This window comes from Azospirillum sp. UENF 112521 (assembly GCF_058780665.1).
On record NZ_JBSNCI010000002.1, the window covers coordinates 207,495 to 230,493 of the forward strand.

The following is a 22,999-nucleotide window of genomic DNA, read 5'->3' on the forward strand; positions in this document are numbered from 1 at the left end:
GCCGCCGATGCGCATCGCGACCTGGAACATCAATTCGGTCCGCATGCGTCTGGACCTCCTCCTCCGCCTGATGGAGGAGGAGCAGCCGGACGTGATCTGCCTGCAGGAAACCAAGGTGGTGGACGCCGACTTCCCGCTCGCCCCGCTGGCGGAGCGCGGCTATGTCCATGCCCACATCCACGGGATGAAGAGCTACAACGGCGTCGCCATCCTGTCGCGCCTGCCCTTCTCTTCGCACGATGTCCAGCATTGGTGCGGCAAGCAGGACTGCCGCCACGCGCTGGCCCATCTGCCTGGCGGGATCGAGCTGCACAGCGTCTATATCCCGGCGGGCGGCGACATCCCTGACCCGGCGGTGAACGACAAGTTCGCCCACAAGCTCCAGTTCCTGGATGAGATGACCCACTGGCTCAGCACGGAACGGACGCCCGACCGTCCGATGGTGCTGGTCGGCGACCTGAACATCGCGCCCCTGGAGCAGGATGTCTGGAGCCATAGGGAATTGGTGTCCGTGGTCTCCCACACGCCCATCGAGGTCGAGAAGCTGGCGGCGATGCAGGCTTCAGCCGGCTGGGTCGACGCCCTGCGCCGCTTCGTTCCGCCGGAGGAGAAGCTCTACACCTGGTGGAGCTACCGGGCGAAGGACTGGGCCGCCTCCAACCGTGGCCGGCGCCTTGACCATATCTGGGTGACGCCGCCGCTCGAAGGCGCGCTGAAAGGCATCAAGGTGCTGCGCGATGCCCGCGGCTGGGAACCCAAGCCGTCGGACCATGTGCCGGTGATCGTCGATCTAAATGTCTGATGGCTGACTGCCTGACGGGGGGAGGGGGCGGTCGCACCCCCTCGCTCCGGTAAAGCCTTACTTGAGCAGGCCGATGTTCAACCGCAGCAGTTCCGGCGTGCCGTCCCTGGTCAGCCGGAACCTGTGGGCGCAGCCGTTGCGCAGTTCCTCCGGCGGGTCGTCGCGCATGTCCCAGCCGGTGGCGAGCGCATAGAGTGCGCGCAGGATGCCGTTGTGTGCGACGGCACCGGTCGGATGACCCTCCGCCGCCAGATCGGCGAGCCAGGAGCGCAGGCGGTCCTGCACCTCGCGTGGGCTTTCACCGCCGGGTGCTTTGAAGTCCAGCCCCAGCCGGTCGTGGCGGGCCGGCATGCGGCCGTCGGCGCGCAGATCCTCGGTGCGCTGGCCTTCCCACTCGCCCCAATCCATCTCGACGATCCGCGGTTCCGGCCTGGGATCGAGCCCGAGCAGCAGGGCGGTTTCCCAGGCGCGGCGCTTCGGGCTGGCGACCCAGCGCAGTCCGGCCGACTCGGGCGGCAGACGGTAGCGGGCGACCCGTGCGCGGCCGGCGTCGGACAGCGGCTCGTCGATGCTGCCCTGGATGCGCCCTTCGGCGTTCCAGGAGGTCGGGCCGTGGCGGAGGATCAGCAGGGTGGTCATGACGGTACCGGGACGCGGGTGATGGGGAGGCGCCGGCAGTCTAGCGCTTCACCGTCTTCTGCACCGGCATTTCCTTCACCTGGGCCAGGGCAACGCGGACGCGCGACAGATCGGGCGGCGCGAGGGCGGCCGATTTCCCCGGAGCCTTGGTCGGCTTGGCCGGAGGCTTGCCCGCTTTGGCCCCCGCGTCGGCCAGTTGGACGCGGCCCTTGCCGCCGCTCTTCTGGGCCAGCGCCTGGGACTTGGCGCGGGCACGGGCCTGCGCCTCCAGGATCTGCGGCGCGCGCGGTTCGCCGGTCTTCGGCGTCCAGGTGCGGAAAGGGCCGGTGTCGACATGGACATGGCCGGTGTGGGCGTACATCGCGTAGCCGCCGCGCTGCATCGCCGCCGCCTCCTCCGCCAGACGCGATGGCGGGATGCCGGCGATGGAGAAGTCGGCCGCCTGTCCGCGCATGTGGTAGGAGTTCTCGGCGACGTTCGGGTTGGTGCGGGCGAGGCTGGCGTTGCTGGCGCTCGACCGGTAGCCCGATGTGATGCGGATCGGCGACTCAGGCGGAGCGCCGACGCGCTGGCGCAGTTCCACCAGCATGTCGACCAGGGCGGGATCGACCGGGATCACCTCGTCGCTGCGGCGGTCGCGGAACAGGACGGCGATCTCGCGCATGGCGGCCGGATCGTATCCGTCGCCGGGGCGCCAGTAGGTGACGGAGGTCGTCTCGCCGCTGGCGGGGTGGTGCAGCACCACGCCGCGCGGGGCGCCATCCAGCTTCGCGCTTTCCAGCGGTGGTGCGGTGGCGCAGCCGCCAAGCTGCGTCGCGACGGTCAGCACGGCAAGCATCCCCAAGGCACGACCGGTCATGCGCATCGCTTTCCCCCGAGCTTTGCACGTTTCAACGACCCCGCCCGCCCCAATCCAGGCGGGGTTGCACACCGATCTAATACCAAGATTGTCACAGGAGGCCAGTGTGACAAAGCAACCTGTGGCGCATTGAACACGCACAAGCGCTTTTGGTCAGTAGATCCAATTGTCGGGGATTCAATCGGTAAGAAGCCTGCCGGTTTTTACAGGGACAGTTCCATCCCTTCGCGGGCGACCAGCGAACCGGGGCGCATTGCCTCCGCCTCCGCCGCGATGACGTCCAGCGCGTCGTCGGTGCGGGCGGGATCGTGGTGGAAGATCACCGCGCGGCCGACTCCGGCGGCCTCGGCCAGCCGCAGGCATTCCTGCCAGGTTGAATGGCCCCAGCCAACGCGCGACGGATATTCGGCATCGGTGTAGGTGCTGTCATACACCATCACATCGGCACCGCGCAGCAGGTCCAGGATCACCGGATCGCGGCCCTCGGCCGGATGCTCGGTGTCGGTCAGGATGCACAGGCTGCGGCCACCATGATCCACCCGGTAACCGGTGGCGCCGTCGGGATGATTGAGGCGGCAGGTGCGCACCACGACATCCGGCGCCAGCTCCAGCGTTTGCCCAGCCTGGAAATCGCGGAACTGGCAGTCGGCGCGGAAGATCTCGACCGGCACCGGGAAAAGCGGTGCCGTCATCATGTCGGCCAGCACGGTGCGGAAGGGCCGCTCCGGCGGCAGATGGCCGGCCCACAGCCGAATCCGGCTGGCCGGATCGAAGGCCGGGGCGAAGAAGGGCAGGCCGCTGATGTGGTCGAGATGGCTGTGGGTCAGCAGCAGGTCGATGTTCACCGGCCCGCCGTCGCGCGACAGCGACTCGCCCAGAGGCCGGATGCCGGTGCCGCAATCGAAGACGATGTGGGTGCCGCCGCAGCGAACCTCGATGCAGGCGGTGTTGCCGCCATAGCGCACGGTTGCCGGGCCGGGCGATGCGATGCTGCCGCGCACTCCCCAGAAGCGCATGACAAAGGGGGAAACGCCGCCGGCCCCGTCCTGGGCTGGCGGTTGGGCGGGATTGATGGTGGAACGAACGGTCATGACGGCGCCATCGTGGCTGCCAAGCTTGTCCAAGTCTAGTAAATCTCTCCCGCCCTTATTCTCTTCCGGGCGACTTCCACGGATGGCGGCCAAGGCTTTCGAACGCGGCGTGTCGCGAGTCGCCACCCTACGAAGGGCATCTGTCCAAACCCATAAGATGTGGTAGGTTGGGGCCTCGTCGCGTGGTGCGCGGCATGACTTCTCTCAGGTCCCCGCGCGGGTGGGGACCGGCTCCGGCGGAACCCGACGCGGATGGATCCTGACAAGCTCGCCAAAGTCCTCGCCATGGCCGAGTCGGAGCATCAGGGCGAGGCGCTGTCCGCACTGCGCGCCGCCCGCATCATGCTGTCCCGCGCCGGGCTGTCCTTCCGCGATCTGGCGGAGCGTGCACGCACCCCGGTGCCGCCCGCTCCCGAACCGCCGCCCGTCCACCCGTCCGAACCCGCCCCGGCACCGGCTCCACCGCCGCCGCCGGACGAGCTGGTGCGCGGTCTGCGCCGGCAGGTGAAGGATCTGGAACTGGAACTCGCCACCCTGCGCCGGCAGCTCGACAAGGCGGCGGGCGATGCCGATCGCCAGCGCGAGGAGGCCGACCGCTGGCGCACCCTGGCGCGCGAAACCGCGGAGAAGCTGTGGGACATGGGCAAGGCGCTGGAGCGCAAGCACTCCCGCCATGCCGACACCGACAAGCGGCGCGCCGTTCTGGAACTGTTGCAGGACCCCGGCAGCGCGCTGCTGTCGGATCGCGAGATCGCGCGCCGGGTCGGCGTTTCGCCGCACGACGTCGCCCATTGGCGCCGCCGGATGGCGATCGTCGGGCGCAAGCTGCGGCTGCTGCCGGTGGTGCCGCGCGGCCGCGGGCTGTGGGTCGGTCCTTCCGCCTGCGGCCTGGGCAGCACCCAGTCCAGGCTCCACGTCAAGCCCAATGCCAAGCCCCAGGCGGGCGAGCGTCACCGCTGGCTGGGTTTCGCCGGCGAGGTCACCATCGCCGAAAGGGGAAGCCGGCGGAGGCTGGCCCCCGTCGGGCGGTGAGCGGCGGTCCCAGTCGGTCGGCGGTCCAAGTTGATCGGCGCCCCAGTCGATCGGTGACTAGGGCACCAGACGATAGCCGCCGGGCTCCGTCACCAGGATGCGGGCATTCGACGGATCGGCCTCGATCTTCTGGCGCAGGCGGTAGACGTGGGTCTCCAGCGTGTGGGTGGTGACCGCGGCGTTGTAGCCCCAGACCTCCCCCAGCAGGGTTTCGCGCCCGACCACCAGGTCGCCGGCACGGTACAGGTATTTCAGGATCGCCGTTTCCTTCTCGGTCAGGCGGATCTTGCGGTTGGCGGCCTCGTCCAACAGCAGCTTGGCGCCGGGGCGGAAGCTGTAGGGGCCGATGGCGAAGACCGCGTCCTCCGTCTGCTCGAACTGGCGCAACTGTGCACGCAGGCGGGCGATCAGCACGCCCAGGCGGAAGGGCTTGGTCACATAGTCGCTGGCACCGGACTCCAGACCCAGGATGGTATCGGCGTCGCTGGCCGATGCGGTCAGCATGATGACCGGGCAGCGCACGCCCTCGCGCCGCAGCAGCTTGCACACGTCGCGCCCGTCCATGTCCGGCAGCCCGACATCGAGCAGGATGGCGGAAAAGCCGGTTCCCGCCCCGGCCGCCGTGCGAACCGCCTTCAGCGCGCCGGCGCCGTCGCCCGCTTCCTCGGTCTCGACCTCCTCCAGCAGCCGAAGCTGTTCTGCCAGCGACTGGCGCAGGGCGGTGTCGTCGTCGACCAGGAGGATGCGCTTTGCGATGGTCATGGGCTGTATGGGGGCTGCACGGGGCTGCGGCACGGGATCGGGGGGCGGATGCCGTCGGTGGCAGTGCCGAGGCCGCGCCTTAGTAGCATGGTGCCGGCTGATTGTCGTGATGGCTTGTGGCGAGAAGAGCCGGGCCTTTACAGAACCGCCAGCAGTGCCGCCGCCCCGTCCGCGTCCGGATCGGCACGGACGACCCGGTCGGGCTGAACGCCCAGCTCCCGCACGGCGGCGGCGACCGTATCGTCCGGCACCGCGATGCGGCGCATCAGCGCCAGTGCCCCCTGTTCCAGATTGCGGCGGGCCGCGGCCTCGTCGGCGGGCAGCGCGGGGTCTGCCCAATGCAGACACTCGACCAGCGCGGTGAAGCGCAGGCGTCGGCTGTCGGCCGTCAGGCTGGCGGCGAGATTGGCCAGGGCGTTGCCGTCCAGCAGGACCGGAGCGCCGTCGGGCAGCCGTGCCAGCGCGACGTCGGCCGCCAGGATCGCCGACGGATCGACCCGCGGGTGCGGGCCGGGCAGGGCATGGATGGTGATGCCGGCTCCGGCGGCGCGCAGCGCTTCGACCATGCGGCGGCCATAGGCGTGGGCCGGAAGATCGGCCGGCATCACCAGATGCACGGAAGCGGGCTGGCCGGGGGGCGTCGAACGGATGGTCACGGGGGAAGGGCTCCCGGTTGAAGGGCTGTGGCTTTCATCCTAACGCCCAAGGTTCCGGCGGCGGAGCGGCCCGTTGGAGGTGCCGACTCCGTCCGGCATTCCGTCCCGATCCGGTCCCAAAAGGGTCCTGGGCGGGAGAGGCTGGCGGGATCGTTGCGCCTTCGGCAACGGTGTAGCGCGCGGGAATCGCTGGACAGGGGCGCGCCACCTGCGCTTTGCTTCGCCCGCCGAACGCACCATGTCCCGTTTTTCGCGCCGGAGCCGGCGCACCCGCTACGCAAAGCCGCTGACGATGCAAGCCGAACACTCCTCCGCCAACACCACGGTCACCCTGTCCGCGCCCGCGGCAGCTCCCAAAGCGGCTCCGATCGACGAGGCCGCCGTGCGCGCCGTCGATCGGGCTCTGGCCGCCCTGCGCCGGGGCGAGGTGGTGGCGATCGAGACGGCCGACGGCACCATCGGCGCCGCGGTCTCGGTGGAGTCGGTGGCGCTCGACACGGTGGACCGGCTGAAGGCGCTGACCGGCGGCACTCCCCGGCTGGCGGTCACCCGCCGCCGCGCCGTCGTGCTGGGGCTGGCCGCCGCCGATGCGGCGCAGCCTGCGAGCGACATCGCCGACGATCAGGCGCCCGGTGCGGCGGCGGAGGCATTCGGCGCCATGACGCTCGACCGGCCCGACGGGTTGACGGCCGACCAGGCCCATGCGCTGGCCGATCCCGAACAATATCCGCAGGCCCAGCATGCGCTGCCGGCCGGCCTGACCGCCATCGAGGCCTGCCCCGGCAGCCGCGAGGCCGCGGCGGTGGACCTCGCCCGGCTGGCCCGCCTGCTGCCCGCCGCCATCACCGCCGACCTGCCGTCACCGCTTTCAGGGCGCGCAGCGGTCAGCGCTGCGGAGTGGGCGGCGGAGCATGACCTGCTACTGGTGCGGGCGTCGGACGTTGCCGATTACCGCGTGCATGTGGTGCGGACCCTGCGTCGCGTCGCCGACGCGCGGGTGCCGCTGGTCGGGTCGGAGAACACGCGCATCTACGCCTTCCGCCCGGCCGATGGCGGGCCTGAGCATCTGGCGATCGTCATCGGCGATCCCGATCCGGCGCAGCCGGTGCTGGCCCGCCTGCATTCGGAATGCTTCACCGGGGACCTGCTGGGGTCGCTGCGCTGCGACTGCGGCGACCAGCTGCGCGGTGCCATCGCCGAGATCGCCCGGCAGGGCAGCGGCGTGCTGCTGTATCTGGCGCAGGAGGGGCGCGGCATCGGGCTGGTCAACAAGCTGCGCGCCTACCGCATCCAGGACCGTGGCTTCGACACGGTGGACGCCAACGAAATCCTCGGCTTCGAGGCCGACGAGCGCGTCTATCTGCCGGCGGCGGAGATGCTGCGGCAGCTTGGCTTCGACTCGGTCCGGCTGATGACCAACAACCCGGAAAAGCTGCGCCAGCTCGCCCGCTGCGGCATCGCCGTGGTGGAACGTGTGGCCCACATCTTCCCCGCCAACGGCCACAACGAGGCTTATCTCCGCACCAAGGCGGAACGCAGCGGCCACATGTTCTGAGCCTTCAGCCCAACTTGGGCCGGCAAGGCAGGAATCGCCATGCCGGCCCGGCAGTTCTTGCCGCACCTCTTGCCGTCCCTGCGGTGCTGGGAATCGGATTCCGGGTGCTGACCGTCCGGAACCTCCCGAAACGGGTGATTCCGCTCCGGTTCGGGCACGGGTGCTTGGCACGGCGCTTGCTGTACCTGTCGTGACCACCGAGCCGGGAGACCGCCCATGGCCATCGACGCCACCACCATCGACAGCAGCGCCGTTCAGCGTGCGGTGCCGCGCGAGAAGGCGTCGTCGGTCATCAACGACGGCCACAATGGCGGTCCGGTGGAAATCCAGGGCGACATGTCCTTCTGGGACTTCCTGGACATCATCAACCCGCTGCAGCACATTCCGATCGTCAGCACCGTCTATCGCGAGATCACCGGCGACACCATCCAGCCCTCCATGCGGATCATGGGCGACATGCTGTATGGCGGCGTGATCGGCGGCATGGCCTCCATCGCCAACGCGGTGATCGAACAGGCGACCGGCAAGGATGTGGGTGAGACGGTCATGGCTTCGCTCGGCTTTGGGGGAGGTGACCATCCCGCCGCCTCCACCGCCGTCGCGGACGCCTCGGGGGGGCCGGCGGCGTCCGGTTCCCCCGCGGAGCCGCAACAGGCGCCTGCCACCGGGCTTGCCGCGGCGCTGGCCGCCGCCAAGCCGGCCGACCTTGCCTCCGCACTGTCGCCGGCTCCCGCTGCCACCGGACAGCCGATCCGGCTTGCCGCCGCGTCGCCGGCCGCTGCCAAAGCCACATCGGCAGAGGCCTCGCCGGCCCTCACCGCGCAGCTGGCCGCGGGTGCCGCCCCGCACCCCAGCAAGATGCCGGCGCGCGACACCCCGCTGGCCAGTTCGGCCCTGGCGAAGCACAGTGCCCCCCGCTTTGCGGCGCCGGTTCCGGGAGCGGTGACCGCCTCCGCCCGCGCCATCGGTGCCACGGCGGCCAATGGTGGCCAGCCGCAGGCCGGCACCGGGCAGCCGGCCCCCGCCCAGCCGGCCCCCGACCAGCCGGGCGACGCCGCGCCGTCCGCGCCACCGGCCGCCGGATCGGCTCCGGTCACGCCGGACATGCTGTCGGAGACGATGATGCGCAATCTGGCCAAGTACGAGCAGTCGCGCAAAGCGGCGCAGACGGCCACCAGCACCACGCGGGTTTCGGGATGAGCATCGAGATCGGTGTGACGCCGGATCGCCCCGGCACCGACAAGGTCGGACCCGACGGCGTCGGTCCGGTCACCACCGGCCGCCTGCGCTGGCCGGGCGGGGAGGCGCCCTGCGTGCTGGGCCGTGGCGGTGTCCGCCCCGACAAGCGGGAGGGCGACGGCGCCACCCCCGTCGGCCGGTTCCCGCTGCGCCGCGTGCTGTGGCGCGCCGACCGGCTGCCGCCGCCGGAGACCGGGCTGCCGCTCCACCCCATCGCCGAGCAGGATGGCTGGTGCGACGCGCCGGAGGATCCCGCCTACAACCGGCCTGTCGTTCGCCCCTATCCGGCCAGCCATGAGGAGATGTGGCGGGACGACCACGTCTACGACATCGTGGTGGTGATGGGGCACAATGACGACCCGGTGGTGCCGGGAATGGGCAGTGCCGTGTTCCTGCACCTCGTCCGTCCCGACCGGACGCCAACTGCGGGCTGCGTCGCGCTGGCGCCCGAGGACATGCTCCGGCTGCTGAAGGACTGCGGGCCGGGCAGTGCGCTCAGCGTTGCCGACCCGGCTGTCTCCGATGCTGCCGCCTGCTGTTGAGGCGGTTACTGGGCCGGGTAGGGACGCGCACCGAAGATCGCCGTGCCGACGCGCACATGGGTGGCGCCGAAGCGGACGGCGGTTTCGTAATCCCCGCTCATGCCCATGCTGATCTCCGGCAGGCCCAGCCGGCGCGCCATCTCGGCAAGCAGGGCGAAATGCATGGCCGGCTCTTCGTCCACCGGCGGGATGCACATCAGCCCAGTGACCGGCAGGCCCAGCCGGTCGCGGCAGTCGGCCAGGAAGGCCTCGACCTCCGCCGGGGCGATTCCCGCCTTCTGCGGCTCCTCGCCGGTGTTCACCTCGATCAGGCAGCGCGGCCGGCGGCCGGACTTCGCCATTTCCTCCGCCAGCGCCTCGGCCAGCTTCGGGCGGTCCAGGGTCTGGATCACGTCGAACAATGCTACGGCATCCTTGACCTTGTTGGTCTGGAGCGGCCCGATCAGATGCAGTTCCAGGTCCGGGAAGCGCTCCTTCAGCGCCGGGAACTTGCCCTTGGCCTCCTGCACGCGGTTCTCGCCGAACACGCGCTGGCCGGCGGCAAGCGCCTCCTCCACCGCTTCGGCCGGATGGGTCTTCGACACCGCCACCAGAGTCACGGCGTTCTTGTCGCGCCCGCAGGCGGATGCCGTCTCCGCAATGGCACGCCGCACCGAGTTCGAGCCGTCCCGTCACGCTTTCCGCAACCGTGGAACCGCCTGCTTCGGGGCCGGTTCGCGTATCTTTGCCAGTGCCCTGCGTCGTCGTCATGGCCGCCCCCAATCCGGTCGCTGCGGGTGTACAGCGCTTCCGCGGCGTGTTAGCGGACGGTCCGCGGAAACGCAAGCGCCCCAAGCGACCATGCCCGACGCATCCCCATCGCCGGCGCGGGTATTGTCATCGTTCTGCATATCGAGGAGACCTCCGCATGCGGAGTCCGTTTCGTTCCCTGCTCTCCGCCTTGACGCCGGCCGTCCCTGCCGGCCTGTTCGCCGCCGCAGTGGCCGTCTGGTGCGTCGCCGTTCCCGCCGCCAGCCCCGCCCATGCCGAGGAGCATCCGAAGCAGGCCCCCAAGGCTGTCGCCCCGGCGAAGCCCGGTGCCAAGCAAGGCAAGGCCAAGGTCATGCTGGGGTCGCCGATGACCAAGGTCCGCTTCAGCGAGCCGGCCTACCCGCTGACCGACGACGGCACCTATCGCAGCTTCATGGACAAGGTCCTGGACGAATATGGCCGCCGTTGCGTGCGGCAGGAACAGTTCGGCTGGGAGGTCGCGAAGGACGATCAGGAGCGGCTGGACTTCATCTTCCAGGGGACCATGGCGAATTACGGCCGCATGGGCTACCTGCTGGGCGAGATCCATCCCAAGTCGGTCACCGATTCGGAGACGATCGTCTTCCTCGGCGACCGAGACAAAGAGCGCTACCTGCTGGTCTGGACGCCGCTGGAGTCGTCGGTGCTGTTCATGGCGTGCGATACGGCCGACAAGGACTCCAAAACGGCGCCTAAGAAATAAGCCGGTCCCGGACAACGACAAAGGGCGACGGATTTCTCCGTCGCCCCTTTCGTATCCGCCGTTGGAACCCTACCGCTCAGAAGGCGAAGCGGGTATCCCACAGGACGATGTTGGCGTCGTTGTTCACGCCGCCGACCTTGTTGTCGAGATAGCTGTATTCCAGACCCGTGGTCAGGCCCGGCGCAACGGTGTAGGTCACGCCGGCCTGCCAGACATGGGTACGGGCGTTCAGGCCGGCGAAGTTGCTGTCGATGCCCTTCGCGTCGGTGTAGGTGGCGGCCAGGATCACCGAACCGAAATCGTAGTTGGCGCCGACGATCCAGACCTGCTGGTCGTCCACCCCGCGGGTGCCCTTGGCATAGCCGCTGTCGCCGCTGAAGGCGTAGCTGCCGCCGACCTTGAAGCCGGCGTAGGACAGGTTGGCGCCGACATGGACCGAGGACAAATCCTCAAGCTGGCTGGCCGCCTTGGCGAACTGATAGGCGGCGCTCGCCTCCAGGCCGAAACCGCCGAACTCGCCTTTGTAGGTGGCCTGGACCTCGCCCATGTCGCGATAGGCGGTGCTGTTCTTGCGGCGGTTGATGTCGGTGTTGCTGCTGCCATAGACCGGCGTGTAGGCGGCGCCGACCTGGAAGCCGGCGAAGCTCGGCGTCAGGTAGATGATCTTGCTGCTGGCGTCGCCCGACTCCAGCGTGCGCAGGCTGCCCAGCGCATAAGGCGCGCCGTTGGTGTTCGCGTAGTAGTTCAGGAACTGCGCGTCCGGCGAGCCTTCGATGCCTTCGACGTTCGGGCCGATGATGCCGTATTCGTCCGACAGGCCGTTGATCACGCCGGCCTGGATGGTGCCGAAGCCGCCGTTCACGAACATGAACGCGCGGTCGCTGTCGGTGCTGCGGTTGTTGTTGGTGCCGCCGGCAGCGCGCAGGCGCAGGCGGGCGCCGTATTCCAGACCGTTGTCGGCCTTGGCCGTCGGGGTGATGGTCAGGCGAAAGCGGTTGGCGAACTCGGTCTTGCGCAGGCCGGTGTTGTCGTCCTGGTCGACATAGGCGCCCTGGAAATAGGCGTCGCCGCCCAGCAGGATGTCGAGCTTGGACTGTGCAGAAGCGGTGCCGCAGCCGGCGGCGAGAGCAACGGCGGCGCAGCCAATGACGAGAGAACGCTTCATGGATGTCATCCTCGGTGCATGCGTCCCGTCAGATTGGGGCGCGAGCGGTATCTTGTGACCCCAGACTTAGTCCTGCCACCGCCACTCCGACAAGTGGCGGCAGGGATGGAAGTCACCTCATTCCGAGGACAGTGACGGGAAAAGCACGGAACTCCGGATCATGTAAATCCATATATTAAATACTTGCCGATTTATTGGGTGTCACAGTCAGCAGTCTTGCGCCGAAGGATTACCTATTTCGGACGAGTTGAGGCATGAGCCTGTTCGGCATGCGCCGGCCTGCCTTCCGGCTGGGAAATGGACAAAAAAAGAGGCGGCGGATTTCTCCGCCGCCTTCACGTTTGCTGCCAGGTACCCGTCCCTTAGAAGGAGAAGCGGGTGTCCCACAGAACGATGTTGGCGTCGTTGTTGCGACCGCCGGACTTGTTGTCGACGTAGCTGTATTCCAGACCGGTGGTCAGGCCCGGGGCCACGGCGTAGGTCACGCCGCCCTGGTAGACGTGGGCGCGGGCGTAATCGGCAGCGGAGAAGGCGCCGGTGCCGACGTTGGCGCCCTTGGCGTCGGTGTAGGTGGCGGCCAGGATGACCGGGCCGATGGTGTACTGGGCACCGACCAGCCAGACCTGGTTGTCGTCAACGCCGGTGTGGCCCTTGCGGTAGCCGCTGTCGCCGCTGAAGGCATAGCTGCCGCCGATGGCGAACGGACCGAAGGTGACGGTGGCGCCGCTGTGGATCGACGACAGGTCTTCGAAGCCGGTCGGGGCCTGGGCGAACTGGTAGGCAACGCTGGCTTCGATGCCGACGCCGCTGAAGGCGCCCTTATAGTAGGCCTGAACTTCACCCATGTCGTTGTAGGTGACGTTCTTGCGGCGCTCGATGTTGGTGTTGCTGCTGCCGTAGGTCGGGGTGTAGGCGGCGGTCAGCTTGAAGCCGGCGAAGCTCGGGGTCGAGTAGACGATCTTCGTGCTGGCGTCGCCCGACTCGAGCGTGCGCAGCGAACCGACAACGTACGGCAGCGAGGTCACGCCGTAGTAGTTGAACACCCAGCCGTCCGGGCTGCCCGAGATGCCGTCGACGTTCGGGCCGATGACGCCCGAGTTGTCCGACGGGCCGTTGACGACACCGGCCTGGACCGAACCGAAGGAGCCGTTCACGAAGATGTAGGCGCGGTCGGCGTCGGTGGTGCGGACGTTGCTGGTGCCGTTGGAGGCACGCAGGCGCAGGCGGGCGCCATATTCCAGGCCGTTGTCAGCCTTGGCCGTCGGGGTGACGGTCAGACGGAAACGGTTGGCGAATTCGGTCTTGCGCAGGCCGTTGTCGTTGTCCTGGTCGACATAGGCGCCCTGGAAGAAGGCGTCGCCGCCCAGCAGGATGTCGAACTTGGACTTGGACTGGGCCGAGGCGGTGCCGCAGCCGGCGGCGAGGGCAACGGCGGCGCAGCCGATGACGAGAGAGCGCTTCATGGATTATCCATCCTTATGCGTACGCCCCGTTCTGGCCGGGAGCGGTCGGTTGTCTTTGTAAGCAAGACTTAACCGCTCTCCAATTACTCCGGCAAGAGGCAAACTGCGGCGCGCTTTCGCATTCGCAACACAGTTGCAACAAAAACACACTCATAACTGGTTGGAATGATTACAAAATCCAAGAGTGGCTGAATTCTGCTCTTTGGTTGGACTGAAAATCAGGCGGCTTGCCTACAAAGTTGGCAAGGGGAAGGCATGGGCAAGAAAAAAGGCGGTGGCCGAAGCCACCGCCCTTTCCATCCGTTGCCGGACGTTCGATCGAAAGATCGATTAGAACGCCAGGATCGAGCGGACCAGGACGACGTCGCCCTTGTCGTCGCGGAGCGAGGCGTCGTTGTCCAGCTTGAAGTGGTCGTACTGAGCCTGGACGGTCAGGCCCGGAGCGACGGTGTAGCCGACACCGATTTCGTAGACCTGCAGTTCGCGGTCGCCGGCGGTGAAGAACGAACCGGCGTCCTTGCCGTTCTTGTAGTTGGCACCGACAACGATCGGGCCGGCGGTGTACTGAGCGCCGACAACCCAGTTGCGGGTGTTCTCGGTGGCAACGCCCGGACGCTTGTTCTGGCCCGACTTGCCGTAGTCGATGTAGCCGCCGCCGATGGCGAAGCCGGCGTAGCCAACCTGAGCGCCAGCCTGCCAGGCGTTCAGATCCTTGTAGTTCGAACCGACGACGTCGTCGACGGCACGGCCCCAGTTGTAGCCGGCGCTGGCCTTAACGGTCACGCCGCCGAAGGTGTTGTTGTAGTTGGCGCCGACTTCGACGATGTCGGTGTAGGTGCCAGCGCCGCCAGCGGCGAACGTGCCGACCGGCTTGACGCGGTTGACGTCGGTGGCCGAGCTGTCGTTACGCGGGGTGTAGCTGGCGCCAACCTGCAGGCCGGCGAAGCGCGGCGAGAAGTACACGATCTTGGTCGAGTTGGCTTCCGCCACCAGCGACTGGGTGATGATCGTGTTGCCGTTGGTGACGGTGCTGGCGGCGCCGCTGTTCAGGCCGTTGGCGGTGGTGCCGATCCAGGCCGGCAGCGCGTCATAGATGCCGAGCGGCAGGTAGTCGAGCGGGGCGGTCGTGTAGGTCTCGTCGTTGAACGAGTTGGTCACGCCGAGGCGGACCTGACCGAAGGAGCCCTGCGCGAAGATGTAAGCGCGGTCGGCATCGGTGTTGCGGGCGTTGTTGGTGCCAGCGTTGGCACGCAGACGCATACGCGCACCGTACTCCAGGCCGTTGTCGGCCTTGGCGGACGGGATGATGTTGATGCGCATGCGGTTGCGGAATTCGGTCGAACGCAGGCCGGAGTCCAGATCCTGATCGACGTAGCCGGCTTCGAAGTAGGCGTCGCCGCCGACCTTGACTTCGAACTTAGCCTGGGCGTTGGCGGCGCCAGCGCCGAGGGCGAGAGCGGCGGCGGCAGCGCCGGCCAGCAGATAACGGGTCATGATTTTTGCCTCCATCCTGGCAGCAGATGTTTCAGCCTGGTTGACGTCCTGGCTGAGACTTTCGTACGCACCCCCGCCTTCGCCAGCAAGCGGCAAATCTCCGGGATTGCTGCATTGGGGGGACAGTGTGTCGCACGGAGCACACTAAGAAGGAGGCCCTTGGCGAGCCCGCCGCAGTGCAACCCGGCAGGCTTCGCCTGTTGTCATCCTGTTGTGACGGGGTGGGGCAAAGACGCTTCCGCTGTTGCGTGGTGCCGTCCACTTATGGTCTGTTCACCGGCATTCCGCGCGTGACTCGCGCGCGGCAACCCCTTTTCTAAACCGGGTTCCCGACCATGCGCCGTTCGACCGCCCTTCGCCTTGTCCCTGTACTGCTCGCGGCTTCCGTCTCGATCGCCGGCTGCGCAAGCTGGGGCGGCAAGACCGAAACCGTCGAAGAGCAGATGAAGAACAAGGACTACAAGTTCGGCAGCCTGCTCGGCACCGACGGCGGTCTGAACCTGTTCGGCAAGAACAAGCGTGGCGGCGACCAGGACACGGCCGGGGGCATCGGCGTGAACAGCTTCCTGTGGCGCGCTTCGCTCGACACCCTGTCCTTCATGCCCATCGCCTCGGCCGACCCGTTCGGCGGCGTGATCCTGACCGACTGGTACACCCCGCCCGATTCGCCGAACGAACGGTTCAAGGTCAACCTCTACATCATGGACCGCCAGCTGCGCGCCGACGGCGTCCGGGTGTCGGTGTTCAAGCAGCAGCGGACCGGCAACGACTGGCGCGACATCACTGTCGGGCCGGAAACCGCCGGCACCCTGGAAGACGCGGTTCTGACCCGCGCCCGCCAGCTTCGCGTGGCGCAGAACGCCGCCGCCCGCTGACGCGGCGGCCGGTCCGGGCTGGTGTCCCGGCCTTTCGAGCATCTGGTACAACGGAAAACGGCGTCGCGCTCATGTCGCGTTACAATGTCAAGGAAACCGAGGCGAAGTGGCAGGGCGTGTGGGACAGCAAGGGCTGTTTCACCGCGCGCGAGGACGCCTCCCGGCCCAAATACTATGTGCTGGAGATGTTCCCCTATCCGTCGGGGCGCATCCACATGGGCCACGTCCGCAACTACACCATCGGCGACGTGATCGCGCGCTTCAAGCGCGCCAAGGGCTTCAACGTCCTTCACCCGATGGGCTGGGACGCCTTCGGCCTGCCGGCGGAGAACGCCGCGCTGGAGAAGAAGGTCCATCCCGCCGCCTGGACGCGCGAGAACATCGCGACCATGCGCGGGCAGCTGAAGACGATGGGCCTGTCCATCGACTGGGACCGCGAGATCGCCACCTGCGATGTGGAGTATTATCGCCACGAGCAGAAGATGTTCCTGGATTTCCTGAAGGCGGGCCTCGCCTACCGCAAGGAATCCTGGGTGAACTGGGATCCGGTGGACAACACCGTTCTCGCCAACGAGCAGGTGATCGACGGCCGCGGCTGGCGCACCGGCGCGCTGGTGGAGAAGCGCAAGCTGTCGCAGTGGTTCCTGAAGATCACCGCCTATGCCGAAGATCTGCTGAAGGGCCTGGAGACGCTGGACCGCTGGCCCGAGCGCGTCCGCATCATGCAGGAGAACTGGATCGGCAAGTCCACCGGCGTCCGGTTCCGCTTCAAGATCAAGGGGCGCGAGGACGATCTGGAGGTGTTCACCACCCGCCCGGACACGCTGTTCGGCGCCTCCTTCGCCGCGATCTCCCCGAATCACCCGCTGGCGGCCGAACTGGCCGCGTCCAGCCCGGAACTGGCCGAGTTCATCGCCGAGTGCAACCGGCTGGGCACCAGCGAAGAGGCGATCGAGACGGCGGAGAAGCGCGGCTTCGACACCGGGCTGACGGTCGTGCATCCCTTCGATCCGTCCTGGGAGCTGCCGGTCTACGTTGCCAACTTCGTGCTGATGGAATACGGCACGGGCGCCATCTTCGCCTGCCCGGCGCATGACCAGCGCGACCTGGATTTCGCCCGCAAGTACGGTCTGCCGGTCCGCCCGGTGGTGATTCCGGCCGATGCCGATCCGGCGGCCTTCGAGGTCGGGACCGAGGCCTACACCGGCCCCGGCGTGCTGCGGAACTCCGCCTTCCTCGACGGACTCGACACCGAGTCGGCGAAGGAGGAGGCCGGCAAGCGGCTGGAAGCGGCGGAGCAGGGCGAGCGCACCACCCAGTACCGCCTGCGCGACTGGGGCGTGTCCCGCCAGCGCTATTGGGGCTGCCCGATCCCGGTCATCCATTGCGAGTCGTGTGGCATCGTTCCGGTTCCGGACGACCAGCTGCCGGTCGTGCTGCCGGAGGATGTGACCTTCGACAAGCCCGGCAACCCGCTGGCCCACCACCCGACCTGGAAGCACACCGGCTGCCCCAATTGCGGCAAGCCGGCGCTGCGCGAGACGGACACCTTCGACACCTTCATCGAGTCGTCCTGGTATTTCGCCCGCTTCTGCTCGCCGAAGACCGAGGATGCGGCCTTCACCCGCGAGGCGGTCGATTACTGGCTGGGCGTCGACCAGTATATCGGCGGCATCGAGCATGCGGTCCTGCACCTGCTCTACAGCCGCTTCTGGACGCGCGCGCTGAAGACCTGCGGCTACCTGAACCTGGACGAGCCGTTCACCGGCCTGTTCACCCAGGGCATGGTCAACCACGAGACCTACAAGGACTCCGGCACCGGCGCCTGGCTGGCCCCGACCGACCTGACGAAGAACGACAAGGGCGAGTGGGTCCGGGCCGACACCGGTGCGCCGGTCAATGTCGGCCGTGTCGAGAAGATGTCGAAGTCCAAGAAGAACGTGGTGGATCCGGCGCACATCATCGGCACCTACGGCGCCGACGCCGCCCGCCTGTTCATGCTGTCCGACAGCCCGCCGGAACGCGATCTGGAATGGACCGAGGCCGGCATCGACGGTGCCTGGCGCTACATCAACCGCCTGTGGCGGATGATGACCGAGGCGGACCTGCCGGCCGCCGGCACGCCGAAGCCCGAGTTGCTCAGCCCGAAGGCCGAGGCCGTCCGTCGCCTGGTCCACAAGACCATCGCCGGCGTGTCGGAGGATCTCGACAAGTTCCGCTTCAACAAGGCGGTCGCCCGCGTTCGCGAGCTGTCCAACGCGCTGGGCGAGCTGGACGGCAAGGGTGACGGCGAGGGCTGGGTCCTGCGCGAGGGCTTCGAGTCGCTGGTCCGTCTCGTTGGTCCGATGATGCCGCATCTGGGCGAGGAGCTGTGGGCGCAGCTGGGCCACGGCAGCCTGCTGGCCGACCAGCCCTGGCCGGAGGCCGACCCCGCCCTGGTGGTGGAGGACAGCGTCAAGATCGCGGTCCAGGTCAACGGCAAGCTGCGCGCCACGCTGGAACTGCCGCGCGACATGGACAAGGATGCGGCGGAGCAGGCGGCACTTGCCGATGTCAACGTCCAGCGCGCCATGGACGGCAAGCCGGCGCGCAAGGTCATCGTCGTCCCGAACCGGGTGATCAATGTCGTCGTCTGATCCCAGATCAATCCGCCAGGGCTCGTTCCGCCGGAGCCCGCCCCGTCAGGCCCCACTCCGTCGGGCCGCGGCGCGGGGGCTTTTCGCCCTCGCGCTCGGCCTATCCGCCGTGTCCCTGTCGGGCTGCGGGTTCCAGCCGCTCTATGGCGGCAAGGGCATCGGGGCCGCCGCGTCCGAGCGGCTGATGGAGGTCGACATCGCGTCGATCCCCAACCGCGAAGGGCAGAAGCTCCGCAACCTGCTGATCGACAATTTCTACCCGTCGGAGCGGCCGAGCGCTCCGCGCTACCGGCTGGACGTGTCGCTGACGGCGTCGGAACAGAAGCTGGCCTTGCAGAAGGACGCCACCGCGGTGCGCGCCCAGCTGCTGGTCAACGCCCCCTACCGGTTGACCGACACCCAGACCGGGCAGGTCGTGTTCCAGTCCAGCTCGCGCTCGATGGTCAGCTACAACACGCTGGAGCAGCATTACGCCGCCATCGTGACAGTGCAGAACGCTTATGATCGGGCGCTCGAAGACATCTCCAACGACATCACCACCCGCGTCGCCATGTTTCTCGGCCGCGGGTCCTGACCGGCCGGGGATGCACGGGTGAAGCTCCAGCCCAAGGCGATCGATGGTTTTCTGCGCAGCCCGGACCGCAAGGTTCGGGCGGTGCTGCTTTATGGTCCCGACTCGGGGCTCGTCCGCGACCGCGCCCAGACGCTGGGCAAGACGGTGGTGCCGGACCTGTCCGATCCCTTCCGCGTCGCTGAGTTCCTGGGGCGCGCCATTGCCGACGATCCGGCGCGGCTGGCGGACGAGGCGGCGGCGATCTCCTTCACCGGCGGCCGGCGCCTGATCCGCGTCCGCGATGCCGAGGACAACGCCACCGCCGCCTTTGCCGCCTTTCTGGAAAACCCGCCGCCGGGCGACAGCCTGGTGGTGGTCGAGTCGGGCGACCTCTCAGCCCGCTCCAAGCTGCGGCTTCTGTTCGAGGGGGACGATGCCGCCGCCGCCATCCCCTGCTATGTCGAGGAGGAGGCGTCGCTCGGCCGCGTCATCGCCGACATTCTGCAAGGCCATGGGCTGACCGCCGATCCCGACGTGTTGAGCTTCCTCGCCGGCAACCTCGTCGGCGACCGCATGGTGGCCCGCGGCGAGGCGGAAAAGCTGGCGCTCTACATGGGCAGCGAAAAGCGCGTGCGGCTGGAGGATGCCCAGGCCTGCATCGGCGATAGCGCCGCCCTGTCGATGGACGAGCCGATATGGGCGGCGGCGGAGGGCGATTTCGCGACTCTCGACCGCTCGCTGGCGCGCCTGTTCGCCGAGGGCACCTCGCCGGTGCCGATCCTGCGCGGCGCCCAGCGCCATTTTCAGCGGCTGCAACTGCTCACCGCCCAGGTCGCTGCCGGCAAGTCGCCGGAGGCCGCCGTCGAGTCGCTGCGCCCGCCGGTCTTCTTCAAGCTGAAAACCCGGCTGGTCAGGCAGGCGCGCCACTGGTCACCCAACCATGTCCGGCAGGCGCTGGAGCGGCTGGTCGATGCCGAGGCCGACTGCAAGCGCACCAACATGCCGGACGAGACCCTGTGCGCCCGCGTGCTGTTCCAGCTCGCCTCGCTGGGGGCCCGGCGCTGAAGGATGGCGCTGACTTGACCGTTGGGGGCGGCGCGCTATCTGGCGGAGCATGAGCGACGCCACGTACTCCGCGCCACCGCCCGCCCCCTTCCGGGTCCGCTGGTGGCAACCCCTGCTGTTCTGGGTCATCGTCAATGCCTGGGGCTTTGTCGAGCGGGGCGGACAGCCCTTTGCCGGGCACCACCCGTCGCCCTTGCAGCCGCCGGGCTGGGTCTTCCCGGTGATGTGGTTCACCTTGAACGTCTTCCAGATCTGGGGAGACATCCGCCTGATCGACCCGGCGCGGCGAATCCGCAGCCGCGGGCTTCTGATCGGCCTCCAGGCGGTGACCTGGGCGATCTACGCCACCTTCAGCCTCGTCTATTTCACGCTGGGCAGCTCAATCCTCGCCGCAGCATGGACGGTGTGCTTCTTCGTCATCACGTCGATCTGCATCGCGCTGGTAGGGCGTGACGACCGAAGCATCGCGCTGATCTGGACGCCGTTGATCCTGTGGACCGGCTTCGCTTCGGTGGTCGGCATCCACAATGCCCTCATCAACCCCGATCCGCTGTTCGGGACGCCAGCCCTCTGGGGATAAAACCCGGATAAAAACCTTGCATGGAATATCACCCGGGTATAACCAATCGGGACAGATAACCCGCGAAGGAGTGAAGGCTATGGCGGCGACGGTTGGGAAAGAGGATCGAAAGGCGGCAATGGCCGCCTACAAGGAGCGCAAGAGCGTGGCCGGTGTCTTCGCCGTCCGTTGCGGGGCCTCCGGTACGGTGTGGGTGGGCGGCGCGCCGGACCTCGACAAGATCCGGAACCGCCTCTGGTTCCAACTGAAGATGGGCGGCTGCCCGCACCGCAGCCTGCAGGTAGCCTGGAACGCCCATGGCGCCGAGTCGCTGGCGTTCGAGATCGTCGAGCCGCTGGAAGACGAGGAACTTGCCTTCGCCCGCGCTGCCGCCCTGAAGGCGCGGGTCGCCCATTGGGTTGCGGCTTTGCGGGCAGAAGCGATCTGAGGGCGGGCGCTCAGCCGCGGTAGTCGTGAACCCGGCCGGTGAAGTCGGTCACGCGATAGCGGTTCCCGTCCTCCGCTTCGATCCAGGCCGGGGCGGCGGGGGCTTTGCCATGGCCGCCGGGAATGTCGAGCACGTAGGTCGGCTGGCACAGGCCGGACAGTTTCCCGCGCAGGCCGGTCACCAGTGCCTGCCCCTCCGCCAGCGTCGGACGGAAATGGCTGGTGCCGGCGGCAAGGTCGGGATGATGCAGGTAATAGGGCTTCACCCGGTTGCGGACCATCCCGCGGAACAGAGCCTCCAGCGCGGCATGGCTGTCGTTGATGCCCTTCAGCAGCACGGTTTGTCCGACCAGTGGGATGCCGGCCCCGACCAGCCGGGCGAGGGCCGCCCGCACCGGTGGAGTCAGTTCGTCGGCATGGTTGATGTGGACGGCGACCCAGGTGGCGAGGTCAGGGGCGGTCAGCGCCTCCACCAGTTCCGGCGTGACACGGTCGGGATCGGCGGCGGGAATGCGGCTGTGCAGACGGACGACACCGACATGCGGCATGGCCGACAGCGCGTGGACGATCCCGCGCAGCCGGCGCGGCGACAGCAGCAGCGGGTCGCCGCCGGTGATCACCACCTCCCACACCTCCTCATGCTCGCGGATATAGGCCAGCGCCGCATCCATCTCCTCGGCGGTCAGTGCCTCGCCGCCCGGGCCGACCATCTCCCGGCGGAAGCAGAAACGGCAATAGACCGCGCAGGCGTGCAGCGGCTTCAGCAGCACCCGGTCGGGATAGCGGTGGACGATGCCCTTCACCGGGCTGCGCGCCACGTCGCCGATGGGATCCGCGAGTTCCTCCGGCGTGCTGTACGCCTCGGCCGGGGAGGGGACATATTGGGCATAGAGGGGATCCCGCGGATCCATGCGTCCGGCCAGCGCCTCGCGCAGGTACGGGGTCAACGCCACGGCATAGCGGTCGGCGACCGTGCGCACGGCATCGCCGGCCTCCGGCGTCATCAGCCCGGCGGCCACCAGATCGGAAACGCTGTGCAGGGCCTTCATCGCTCTTTCCCGCTTCGACGGAATGGGTCATGTAGGAAAGCGACCGCTCTTACTCCTGCGAGACCCATGCTGTCGACTCTTCCCCGCCTGATCGGCCATCGCGGCGCCAAGGAAAGCGCCCCGGAAAACACCCTCGCCTCGATCCGCGAAGCCGCCCGCCAGGGCGCCCGCTGGGTCGAGGTGGACGTCATGCTGACCCGCGACCAGCGCCCCGTGCTGATCCATGACGACACGCTGGACCGCACCACCACCGGCAGCGGCGCCGTCCCGTTGCTGGATCTGGCGGAGCTGCAGGCACTCGACGCCGGGCGCTGGTTCGATGCCGCCTTCGTCGGCGAGCGCGTGCCGACGCTGGAGGAGGCGGTGGCGCTGGTCAATGACCTGGGCCTGGGCCTGAACCTGGAGATCAAGCCCTATCCGGGGCAGGAGGAGATCACGGCGGAGGTGGCGCTGAACACCCTGCGCCCGCTGTGGCCGTCCGACCGGCCGCTTCTGCTCTCCAGTTTCGAGGTTCCCTGCCTGGAGGTGGCGCAGCGTCTGTGGCCGAAGATCCCGCGCGGCTATCTGCTGTGGGACCCGCCCTCCGACTGGGCTTCCATCGCCGATCGCATCGGCGCGGCGACGCTGAACGTCCATCAGGACCGCCAGACGGCGGACAGCGTGGCCGAGTACCGCGCCACCGGCCGGCCGGTGCTGGCCTACACCGTCAATGACGCCGAGCGCGCCCGGACCCTGTTCGGCTGGGGCGTGTCGGCGGTCTTCACCGATGCGCCCGGCCGGCTCGCCGACGAACTGGCGGCGGATGCCTGATGGGAAGCCCGACGATCCGCCGGTGGACCGGTCGATATGCTGACGCTTCCGTTCGCGACTGCGGCAATTCATGAACGTTTTTTGCGCGAGGGGATGAATCCGCTCGTAGGGCGCGCCAATTCCTCATATATAGAACCGCACTGGCGATCCCGCCGGAACCCACGCGGATTCCGGCGGAGCTTTTCGTCGTCCGGTAGTCCGCCGCTTTGGTCCG

General features: G+C 68.1%; 23 protein-coding genes. 13 read left to right on the top strand and 10 right to left on the bottom strand.

The window, feature by feature from the left end; genetic code table 11:
- Positions 1-7: 7 nt before the first annotated feature.
- Complete coding sequence (gene xth / locus ACWPN8_RS03105) at positions 8-802, top strand: exodeoxyribonuclease III (protein ID WP_492239879.1); 795 nt, start codon at positions 8-10, stop codon at positions 800-802.
- Between the two features lie 57 nt (positions 803-859).
- On the opposite strand, the gene ACWPN8_RS03110 is transcribed toward xth, so the two are convergent.
- From ACWPN8_RS03110 to ACWPN8_RS03120, 3 genes are all read right to left on the bottom strand, one after another.
- Positions 860-1,441 (bottom strand): histidine phosphatase family protein, encoded by a 582-nt coding sequence (locus ACWPN8_RS03110; protein WP_492239880.1) that lies wholly within the window; start codon positions 1,439-1,441, stop codon positions 860-862.
- A 40-nt stretch (positions 1,442-1,481) separates the two neighbouring features.
- Positions 1,482-2,300: a YcbK family protein gene (locus ACWPN8_RS03115; protein ID WP_492239881.1), complete on the bottom strand. Its 819-nt coding sequence runs from the start codon at positions 2,298-2,300 to the stop codon at positions 1,482-1,484.
- 203 nt (positions 2,301-2,503) lie between these two features.
- Positions 2,504-3,391, bottom strand: coding sequence for an MBL fold metallo-hydrolase (locus ACWPN8_RS03120; protein ID WP_109452309.1), 888 nt, complete (start codon positions 3,389-3,391; stop codon positions 2,504-2,506).
- A 252-nt stretch (positions 3,392-3,643) separates the two neighbouring features.
- Here ACWPN8_RS03120 and ACWPN8_RS03125 point away from each other — a divergent pair, with 252 nt between their 5' ends.
- On the top strand, positions 3,644-4,423 hold the full coding sequence (locus tag ACWPN8_RS03125) for a hypothetical protein (protein WP_492239882.1): 780 nt from the start codon (positions 3,644-3,646) through the stop codon (positions 4,421-4,423).
- 57 nt (positions 4,424-4,480) lie between these two features.
- Here ACWPN8_RS03125 and ACWPN8_RS03130 read toward each other — a convergent pair whose 3' ends face one another.
- Positions 4,481-5,185 (bottom strand): response regulator transcription factor, encoded by a 705-nt coding sequence (locus ACWPN8_RS03130; protein WP_109095845.1) that lies wholly within the window; start codon positions 5,183-5,185, stop codon positions 4,481-4,483.
- 137 nt (positions 5,186-5,322) lie between these two features.
- Positions 5,323-5,841 carry a glycosyl transferase gene (locus ACWPN8_RS03135; protein ID WP_492239883.1) on the bottom strand — a complete coding sequence of 173 codons (519 nt, stop codon included), beginning with the start codon at positions 5,839-5,841 and terminating at the stop codon, positions 5,323-5,325.
- A gap of 292 nt (positions 5,842-6,133) precedes the next feature.
- On the opposite strand from ACWPN8_RS03135, the gene ribA reads away from it, so the two are divergent.
- From ribA to ACWPN8_RS03150, 3 genes are all read left to right on the top strand, one after another.
- The gene (gene ribA, locus ACWPN8_RS03140) at positions 6,134-7,396 is read left to right on the top strand and encodes a GTP cyclohydrolase II (protein ID WP_492241365.1); all 1,263 of its coding nucleotides are present in this window, start codon (positions 6,134-6,136) and stop codon (positions 7,394-7,396) included.
- 216 nt (positions 7,397-7,612) lie between these two features.
- Positions 7,613-8,596, top strand: coding sequence for a hypothetical protein (locus tag ACWPN8_RS03145; RefSeq protein WP_492239884.1), 984 nt, complete (start codon positions 7,613-7,615; stop codon positions 8,594-8,596).
- Positions 8,593-9,177, top strand: a complete 585-nt coding sequence (locus ACWPN8_RS03150) for a L,D-transpeptidase family protein (RefSeq protein WP_492239885.1) — start codon at positions 8,593-8,595, stop codon at positions 9,175-9,177. The genes ACWPN8_RS03145 and ACWPN8_RS03150 overlap by 4 nt, the downstream gene beginning before the upstream one ends.
- A gap of 5 nt (positions 9,178-9,182) precedes the next feature.
- Here ACWPN8_RS03150 and ACWPN8_RS03155 read toward each other — a convergent pair whose 3' ends face one another.
- A complete protein-coding gene (locus ACWPN8_RS03155) occupies positions 9,183-9,830 on the bottom strand; it encodes a YggS family pyridoxal phosphate-dependent enzyme (protein ID WP_492239886.1) in 648 nt (215 codons plus the stop codon).
- 254 nt (positions 9,831-10,084) lie between these two features.
- Here ACWPN8_RS03155 and ACWPN8_RS03160 point away from each other — a divergent pair, with 254 nt between their 5' ends.
- The gene (locus ACWPN8_RS03160; protein ID WP_492239887.1) at positions 10,085-10,669 is read left to right on the top strand and encodes a hypothetical protein; all 585 of its coding nucleotides are present in this window, start codon (positions 10,085-10,087) and stop codon (positions 10,667-10,669) included.
- 76 nt (positions 10,670-10,745) lie between these two features.
- Here the strand turns inward: ACWPN8_RS03160 and ACWPN8_RS03165 are convergent, their stop codons facing one another.
- The 3 genes from ACWPN8_RS03165 to ACWPN8_RS03175 form a co-directional block, all read right to left on the bottom strand.
- Complete coding sequence (locus tag ACWPN8_RS03165) at positions 10,746-11,834, bottom strand: porin (RefSeq protein WP_492239888.1); 1,089 nt, start codon at positions 11,832-11,834, stop codon at positions 10,746-10,748.
- Positions 11,835-12,196: 362 nt separating this feature from the next.
- On the bottom strand, positions 12,197-13,297 hold the full coding sequence (locus ACWPN8_RS03170) for a porin (protein ID WP_492239889.1): 1,101 nt from the start codon (positions 13,295-13,297) through the stop codon (positions 12,197-12,199).
- Positions 13,298-13,627: 330 nt separating this feature from the next.
- Entirely contained in the window at positions 13,628-14,791 is a 1,164-nt protein-coding gene (locus ACWPN8_RS03175; RefSeq protein WP_109452307.1) for a porin, read from the bottom strand.
- Positions 14,792-15,126: 335 nt separating this feature from the next.
- Here ACWPN8_RS03175 and ACWPN8_RS03180 point away from each other — a divergent pair, with 335 nt between their 5' ends.
- From ACWPN8_RS03180 to ACWPN8_RS03205, 6 genes are all read left to right on the top strand, one after another.
- The gene (locus ACWPN8_RS03180; protein ID WP_098740706.1) at positions 15,127-15,666 is read left to right on the top strand and encodes a DUF3576 domain-containing protein; all 540 of its coding nucleotides are present in this window, start codon (positions 15,127-15,129) and stop codon (positions 15,664-15,666) included.
- A gap of 71 nt (positions 15,667-15,737) precedes the next feature.
- Positions 15,738-18,302 carry a leucine--tRNA ligase gene (gene leuS / locus ACWPN8_RS03185; protein WP_492239890.1) on the top strand — a complete coding sequence of 855 codons (2,565 nt, stop codon included), beginning with the start codon at positions 15,738-15,740 and terminating at the stop codon, positions 18,300-18,302.
- Between the two features lie 109 nt (positions 18,303-18,411).
- Complete coding sequence (lptE, locus tag ACWPN8_RS03190) at positions 18,412-18,876, top strand: LPS assembly lipoprotein LptE (protein WP_492239891.1); 465 nt, start codon at positions 18,412-18,414, stop codon at positions 18,874-18,876.
- An 18-nt stretch (positions 18,877-18,894) separates the two neighbouring features.
- Positions 18,895-19,920: a DNA polymerase III subunit delta gene (gene holA, locus ACWPN8_RS03195; RefSeq protein WP_492239892.1), complete on the top strand. Its 1,026-nt coding sequence runs from the start codon at positions 18,895-18,897 to the stop codon at positions 19,918-19,920.
- Between the two features lie 49 nt (positions 19,921-19,969).
- The gene (locus tag ACWPN8_RS03200) at positions 19,970-20,500 is read left to right on the top strand and encodes a tryptophan-rich sensory protein (RefSeq protein WP_109095834.1); all 531 of its coding nucleotides are present in this window, start codon (positions 19,970-19,972) and stop codon (positions 20,498-20,500) included.
- 79 nt (positions 20,501-20,579) lie between these two features.
- The gene (locus ACWPN8_RS03205; RefSeq protein ID WP_492239893.1) at positions 20,580-20,927 is read left to right on the top strand and encodes a GIY-YIG nuclease family protein; all 348 of its coding nucleotides are present in this window, start codon (positions 20,580-20,582) and stop codon (positions 20,925-20,927) included.
- Between the two features lie 10 nt (positions 20,928-20,937).
- Here the strand turns inward: ACWPN8_RS03205 and ACWPN8_RS03210 are convergent, their stop codons facing one another.
- The gene (locus ACWPN8_RS03210) at positions 20,938-21,975 is read right to left on the bottom strand and encodes a lysine-2,3-aminomutase-like protein (RefSeq protein WP_109095832.1); all 1,038 of its coding nucleotides are present in this window, start codon (positions 21,973-21,975) and stop codon (positions 20,938-20,940) included.
- A gap of 66 nt (positions 21,976-22,041) precedes the next feature.
- Between ACWPN8_RS03210 and ACWPN8_RS03215 the strand changes: the two genes are divergently transcribed.
- A complete protein-coding gene (locus tag ACWPN8_RS03215) occupies positions 22,042-22,785 on the top strand; it encodes a glycerophosphoryl diester phosphodiesterase (RefSeq protein ID WP_492239894.1) in 744 nt (247 codons plus the stop codon).
- Positions 22,786-22,999 lie beyond the last annotated feature (214 nt).